Below are 7,343 nucleotides of genomic sequence, written 5' to 3'. Positions count from 1 at the left end.
TGTGGCCGCTCTGGGATCGCCGGCGGCGCACGTTCGCAGACATGCTGGCCCGCACCGAGGTCCTCGTCGTCGAGCGGCCCGCGCGGAACATGCGGCGGGGGGGCGCGCTGGTGCTGGTCGCGGTGGCCGGGCCGGAACTGCTGGTCGGAGTCGATGCCGGTGCGGGAGCACTGCGCCCCGCGCCGCTGCCCGGCCGAGCCGCCGGGCCGCGTGATCCCGCACCACCCGACGGTGCCGGTGGGTGTGGCCGCCGACCCGGACCGCCCTGCGGTCCGCGGCTTCCCGCATCGCTGCTCTGTTGGGAACTGGGCCAGCGAGTGTCGTCGCGGCTCATCCGGCGTAGATCACGGGAAGTGGCCCGCATCGCCGCCGCCTGCCCGACCGGCCCCATCCCGAGCTGCATGGTGCGTTTGGCGATCGTCATCGGTCCGGGAAGCCCCTGATCGCCGAATCCCCGCAGCAGTGCCCGAAATCCGAACACCGCGGCGGCGGTGATCAGCAGCATCACGATCATCTTCATAATCGGATGCTCGATGTTCATGCCCGGCAACGAGTTTCCGGTGACATGAGACATGACCACCAGGACGACCCCGAAAGCCGCCGTGGCGAACAACATCTCCACGCCGTGGACCAGTAGTTTGACCGCGGTGCGTTTGGCGTACTGCCGCTGCGGGCCCGGCGCCACCGCCACCGCCGACGCCGGGATCAGCACCAAGATGTGCCAGAAGGTCAAAAACCCGATGCGGATGACCTCACAACCCATGTAGCACAACAGCAGCAACAACACCAGCACGATGCAGTTCATGAAGAACATCAGCCCGACCGTTTCGCCGCTGAGCTGGCGGGCGTGCACCACAGCCTCCATGCGACCGCACTGCTCCATCGCCTGCACCGGCCCGCTGGCCGATCCTGCAACCGCCGCCGCCGGCCCAGTGACCCCGCTGCCGCGATTCAGTGCCGCGTTCCACGCCTCGGCACATCCGCTGTAGTTGTCGATGACCTCACCGAAGTTGGCGATCTGAATGGGATGGCGCACCAACACGGTGGCCATCCACTGCGACAACACCGTGGTCTGGGAATCAACGTTGCCGCCGCCCAGCGACCCGTTGTTGCCGACGCCGAGTGAAATCTGGAACCCCAACGACCGTGCGACTGCCAGCAGCCCGTGCTCGCCCACCAGCTCATCAATCGGGTCGCGCAGAAACACCCAGATCAACAGCAGCACCAGATAGGCGCTGACCATCACCGCAGCGCCGGTGGCGAAACCCCTCCAGTAGCAAAGGATTCCGCCGACAGCAAGGCAGAGCACAACGGCCAGCGGGAAGATGTTGTAGGTCTGCACGAAATGTGCCAAGGAGGCGGCGATTGGCGCGGCGAGTGCCCCCAACCAACCCAGCCACACCGACCCCAACGCGAACTTGATGAACCAGATACCCAGTGCACACACCACGACCAGAAAGCCGCAGCACAAACCGAGCAACGTCGCTAGTTGGCTGTAGGTCAGTGCGATCTGCACACGGTCAGCCAGCCCCGGCACCCACGACGACGGGTCCAGCATGCTCATGTCGCTGCCCTGCTCCTTGACCGCATCGAGCATGGAGACGGTGCCGATGAAGTAGGAGCCGATGGGCTGGCCGGTGGTGTCGGTGATCCCGGTCCATCCCACGGCGTTGGCGAACCCGGCCGCACTGGCCTGCGGGGCGGTCACCAGGGCAGTCAGCGCCCCGGTCCACAGCATCTGCACCATCAGCCACGCCCGGCGCAGACCGGGACGGGTGTAGCGCCAGGCGCAGTACGCGCTCAGCATGGCAGGTTGTCTCCGGCAGGGGCATACAGACCTCTGGTGTCGAACGCGGCCACCCGCTCCTGCTGCACCGGGGGCAGCATGTCCACCAGCCCGGCCCGGCCGAACTCATCGATCATGTACGCATACCCGTGGCCCTCGACCGTGCGCAGATCGAGCACCTCGGGATATTCCTCGGGGTCGATGCCGATGGCCTTGAACTCCGCGCGGGCCTGGTCGCGTTCGATGGGTTTGAACGGGGTGATGATCCGCGTCGGCAGGTCTTTGGTGGGGATGCCCGCGAAGTGCTCCACATGCTGTGAAATCGCGATCAGCCCGTAGCGTTCTTTGCGGCCTTGAGTGATCAGCCGCACCGCGTCCTCCTGCCCGACCGGGGAGGAGAAGTAGGTGCGGGCCTCCTCGGCAACGAACCAGCCGAACCCTCCCGGGCGCCGGTTCGGCCCGGTGTAGGCCTCTCGGGTGATTGCGGCGATCATTCCGTAGATCGCGAAACCAGCTCTGGCACGCGCACTTTGGCGCCGGTACTGATGCAGGTCCTCGGTCTGGGCGGTGGTCGGCAGCTCCAGCTCGGAGGTCAGCCACACCACGGCATCCTTTTCGGCGATCGGCGGCACGGGAAGGGACTCATCGAACATCGCCCGCAGGTAGTCGATGTTGGCCCACATGTCGAGCTTGGCGGTCAGCTCGGTGTACTCCCGAGCCTCTGCGCCCCGCAGACTGTTGAGGTAGCGCACGAGGGCGCCCATGCTTTCGGCCACCCGCTGGTCGGGGCGCAGCAGAAACCTGAACTGGCGGGCGATCTCGGCGTCAGGTTCAACACCCATCATCGGCAGCAGGTGATCCAGCGTCCGCTCGACGGCGATCTCGCGACGGAAGATTCGCAGACCGTCCATCGACACATCACCGCGGGTCGGGTTGATGTAGACCACCCGATCCCCCAGATGCGCCAGAGCGGGCTCCCACTCCCGATTGGTGCCGGGGTCAACGATCGAGCACTGGCTGTTGCGGGCGATCAACTCGGTGACGACCCGCTTGGCGCCCTGCGACTTTCCACCACCGGGCGGGCCGAAAAACAGCACCCCCGGCGCACCGCGGCGCTGCGCCGCTCCCTCCGGGTCCAGCAGGACCGGACTCGGCCGACGGGTGGCCATATTGCGGGCGAACAGGATTCCGGTCTCGTTGCCCAACTCGTTGGACACCAGCGGAGAGAACCGCGCCCACTCCGTGGTGGTGGTGGGCTGGTCGAACTGACTGCGGGGGCTGCGTTCCTCACTGCCGGGTAGCCCGGTCTGCCACAGCCCGATCTGGGCACCGCCGCCCCAGCGGCTCAAGGTGGTGTCGAGTTCCTCGGCGAAGTGCGTCTGCATCTGTTGGGCGGCATGATCAAGAGCGGCCCGATTGTTGGCGCCCACGGCGACGACCGTGGAGGCGCAGACCTCACGCTCCAGCTTGCTGGCTCGCAGTTTCGCGTTGTACTCCTCGCCGGCGGCGTACCGCTCGGCCAGGTCGGTGTTACTGGCCCGCACCGACCCTCGCTGGAAGGCCTGGTCATCGAGATTGCGCTGGGCGCGGTCGATCCGGTTGAGCGCCCGTTCAGCCGAGCGGGTGGTGATGTGCTGAAACCAGTCGACCTCGACGTCGCTGTCGACATCGACGTCGTAGAGCGACAGCAGATACTCCGCACGGGGATACACCAGGCCCGCGCGAGGAAGCTGGGCCACTGCGAGCATGCTCTGATAGCTCACGGGTTGCTGCTGGCGCCGAATGACCACCACCGCGGCCAGTGACGGCACGATGCGCCGCCACCAGGACCGATGCTGGCGCCGGGCGAGCTGGTCGCCGCAGTCGAACTCGGCGGGCATCAACTTCTCAAAGTCCGCGCGCGTCAACCGATCCGGACCGCCCGGTTCATGCGGGAAAGGCTCAGACACCGCGCCCAACGACCAGCGACGTCGATACCACCAGTGAATCTGGCGTGGCGTGGCAGGTCGGGCGTTGAACTGACGCGGGATTTTCGTCAGCAGCTTGTCGACCATGTCTCGGTAGCCGGCCAGTGACTGCGGATCGTCTGGGTCACGCCCGGCGACCACCGTCGCCACCTTGGCCAGACCACCGACCCCGCTGCGGCCCTCCATCCCGGCATCGACCGGGATACGCAGTCCGAATACCTGCTCGTAGAACGGTTCGATCTGGACGAACTGCTCCCAGTCGCGGACTTCCTGAATCCAGGCACGATGACTGTCGTAGCCAGAGAGCATGCGGCGCAACAATTGTCGCGGATTGATGCGCACATTGGCGCCCCACAGCAGCATGCCCGACGGCAGTTGCCGCACCAGGGGTCGATGCCCTCGCGCAACGGCGTCCTTGCGGTCGTAGGACATCATGCCGCCCGGCTGGCCATCCACCAGGAACTCGGCATACACCCCACCAGGGGTGAAGATCAGGTTGTCGATCACCTCATCCGGTGGGGACAGCCACGCATCGCGGCGACCGTCGACATCAGCGGTGCGCCGGGTGTGCACCAGTCCCTCCAACATCCACAGGATGCGGTAGAGCGGGCTGGGCCGCGACACCGGCATCTGCCGGGCCAGGAAGGTGGCCCCGGCGGTGAGGGCCGCGCCGAACAGGAAGATCGTGACCGCGTGCCCGGAGTCCAGCCAGTGGCGGGTGGCCCACACCGTGGCTGCGGCGCCGAGCAGAAACGTCGCCCCATCCCAGATGCGCCACGGCGCGAACCACAGCCGGGTGTTGTCGTCGATATGCGACAGATAGATGGGAAAGTCGCGGACATCGGCATAGACCCGCGCTCGGCGTGGCCGGTCTGCGTCGTCGGACACCTGGGGACTCCTCGAGGATTTCCTGCGTCAGAGGGCGTTTTCGTCAGCCGAACTGGCCGGAAGTGATTCCGCCGCCGTGCTTGTCGACGGTGCCTTTCAAGCTCACCGCCAGGCCGACACCGCCGAGGATGATGGCCGCGATGGCGATTCCGCCGAGCACCTTGCCGGCCGCCGCGCCGAATCCACGGACCAGGGAGAACGCTCCCGCCACACCCCCGACACAGATGGCGATGATCGCCAACGGAATCTGCAGGGATTGCCACAGCGAGGGGATGGCGGTGATCAGGTCACCTGCTGCCAGTGCCGTCTCGGTCATGATGTGTTCCTTCCAGTTGTGTGGATGTCTCAGTTCGGGGTCTGGGCGCTGCGCCAGTCGGTGTCCACCGTGGCCGGAACCAGCGCATCGTCGGTGGACACCGCCGGAGCGAAGTCGATCGCCGCCACCAGCCAGCGGCCACCCACCCCAGTCAGCGTCAGCGGATAGCTCAATTCCGTTGGGGCGTACTGAGAGTTGATTGCTGTGACGGTGGCCAGCACGCGCACGGTCTGCCCGTCGGCCGGTGTCGTGGGAGGCGGTGAGACGGCGGTGATCCCCGACACCGTGATGCTCTGATAGGCCCCCGGAACGCCGATGAGCTTCGACTCAGCGGTCACGTAGCGCTCCACCTGCCCGTCGCCGGTCAGATAGGCGGTGAGGAACCCCGAGGCCACCGAGTACGCCGGATCGGATTCGCTCAATGTGGTCGGATAGCTCAGCGGCAGGTCCGCGCCGGCGCCGGGCCCGCTGATCCGGGCAGGCAGCGACGCGGCCCGCGGGCCATACCGGGACCACAGCACCGGCACCCGGTACAGCGCCCGCTGCGGGCTGGCCGACTCGTAGGGCCGTTGCGTGACGCCGACGACCACGGAGAACACCTCGGCGTCCGCGTCCTTGCCCGCCAAGCCCGCGTAGGTGACCGCCACGACCGTAGGGGTGTTGATGACCACCGCCGGGGTGGAGGGAAGCTGCAGGCTGGCGTTGTCGACTGTGACGAATTGGTTCAGGCTGGCCACATCGGACTGGCTGGCCGTCAGCCACACCGACACGTAGTCCTGCGCGAAGGCGCTGACCACCGCCGACTTGTTCACCACTTCCCGTGACGGAGTCACGAGATCCGGTGGCGCCCCAAACAGAAACTGCCACACCATATTCAGGCCCGCCAGCGCCGCCAAGCCCAGCACCAGCGGCTTGCCCGCAGCAGTCGCCGCCCGCTTGCCGCGCTGCAGTCGGCGCTGCCACGTCCTGCTCATCTGCATTCCGGGTCGTCCCTTCGATTCACAGCGGCTCGTGGCCGATGATCTTCAAGCTCTTGATCGCGAAAGCGGCATCGACCGGATCGGACTCCTGGTGACCGCCCAACGGGGAACCCGGAAGCGGCGCCAGCGTCAGCGGGGGCGCCGGGAGATTGAAACCACCCGGCGTCGGCGTGGGAGTCGCACCGGGCTCGGGCTGGGCCGGTGGCCGCGAGGTCTGCCGGATCAAAATCTTGATCTTGGAGGCCAGCACCCGCTTGATGGGCTGCACCGCCTCACCGTGGACGTTCTTGGTCTCCTGGGTCACCAGCGTCCTGTCGGTGTCGTTGAACAGGTACTGCACAGTGGTCACCACCCGGTACTGCCCCCACTGCGACACCCCGCTGGCGTCTTTACCGACCCAGCCGGGGGTGAGGGAGATCGCGGTGATCATGTAGGTCTTCGACAGGTCGATCTCAATCACCTGACCATCGGCTCCCCCGCGCACGCACACGAAAGCGCTGTGCGGATCGGCCCCGGCCATCGTCTGCGCCGACGTCGACCCCGCCGCACACGATCCCGCCGCATCGGCGGTGTAGGGCAGCGGGCGATCAGCCGACTCCGCGGCCACCGGCTTCGGTGCCGCGGTACGCGGCGGCGGCGCAGCACCCGGTTCGGTGACCGAGGCGGCCGTGGGCCGGGCCGGTTCATCCGAGCTGTAGACGGCCACCGCGCCGACGATCGCGACCAGGACCGCCACCAGACCGGCAGCGGCGAAACCCATCGCGATCTTGCCGTCGAACCGGCGGGGACGCTGCGGTTCGCCGGGCTCCTCGCTGTCAAGCGGAACCTCTACCAGGTCGCGGGGTGCACCCGGATGATCTCCGTCCTCCTCGGGATCGGCGTAATCATCGAAAGGCTCACCGTCACCGCCGTATTCGTCGTACTGACCGTCGTCCTCGTCGCCGTACTCATCGTCGTACTGGTCCTCGTCGGCGACCTCGTAGTCGGTCTGAGCGCCCTCGGGCAGGTCGAACACGGGTGCATCCGGGTAGAGACTGGCGGGGTCTTCGCAGGCCTGCAACTGCTCAGTCCACTGTTCATTGGTCAACGTCATGACTGGCCTCCGTGAGGGTTGACGCGGTGATGCAGAGTCGCCGCACCGCGGGAGCTGATCCGGCGGCGCTGCCCGCGACCCGCCAGCCAGACCCGTGGGCGAACCGAGGTGCCGCCGGGGACCGTCGCCGGCCCCACCAGCGTCGGCGGCCACAGCGTCGAACCCCCGACCGAGGTGAACCCGGCCGGTGTCGAAGTGTTCACGAGTGACTGACTTGTGCGGGCACCCCCGCAGCCCAGGACCGAGACGCCCACGCGGCCATGACGGCGCCGACGGCGCCGAATCCTGCCCATCAAGGCGCGAATTGCGCTGT

The 7,343-nt window shown here is 67.2% G+C and carries 4 protein-coding genes and 1 pseudogene; 1 reads left to right on the top strand and 4 read right to left on the bottom strand.

The window, feature by feature from the left end:
• Positions 1 to 122, top strand: a pseudogene (locus tag MHN84_RS27510) (RDD family protein); the annotation flags it as partial.
• 1,678 nt (positions 123 to 1,800) lie between these two features.
• On the opposite strand, the gene MHN84_RS29925 reads toward MHN84_RS27510, so the two are convergent.
• Genes MHN84_RS29925 through MHN84_RS27490 form a run of 4 tightly spaced genes read right to left on the bottom strand, consistent with a single transcriptional unit; the run spans position 1,801 to position 7,030 of the window.
• Complete coding sequence (locus MHN84_RS29925) at positions 1,801 to 4,641, bottom strand: ATP-binding protein (RefSeq protein WP_241207639.1); 2,841 nt, start codon at positions 4,639 to 4,641, stop codon at positions 1,801 to 1,803.
• A 43-nt stretch (positions 4,642 to 4,684) separates the two neighbouring features.
• Positions 4,685 to 4,957 (bottom strand): hypothetical protein, encoded by a 273-nt coding sequence (locus MHN84_RS27500; protein ID WP_179475935.1) that lies wholly within the window; start codon positions 4,955 to 4,957, stop codon positions 4,685 to 4,687.
• Positions 4,958 to 4,986: 29 nt separating this feature from the next.
• The gene (locus MHN84_RS27495; protein WP_241207638.1) at positions 4,987 to 5,931 is read right to left on the bottom strand and encodes a conjugal transfer protein; all 945 of its coding nucleotides are present in this window, start codon (positions 5,929 to 5,931) and stop codon (positions 4,987 to 4,989) included.
• A gap of 25 nt (positions 5,932 to 5,956) precedes the next feature.
• Complete coding sequence (locus tag MHN84_RS27490) at positions 5,957 to 7,030, bottom strand: hypothetical protein (protein WP_241207637.1); 1,074 nt, start codon at positions 7,028 to 7,030, stop codon at positions 5,957 to 5,959.
• Positions 7,031 to 7,343: the final 313 nt, after the last annotated feature.

The organism is Mycobacterium sp. PSTR-4-N (assembly GCF_022348085.1).
Taxonomy (GTDB): Bacteria; Actinomycetota; Actinomycetes; order Mycobacteriales; family Mycobacteriaceae; genus Mycobacterium.
This window is presented reverse-complemented; position numbering and strand designations above follow the sequence as displayed.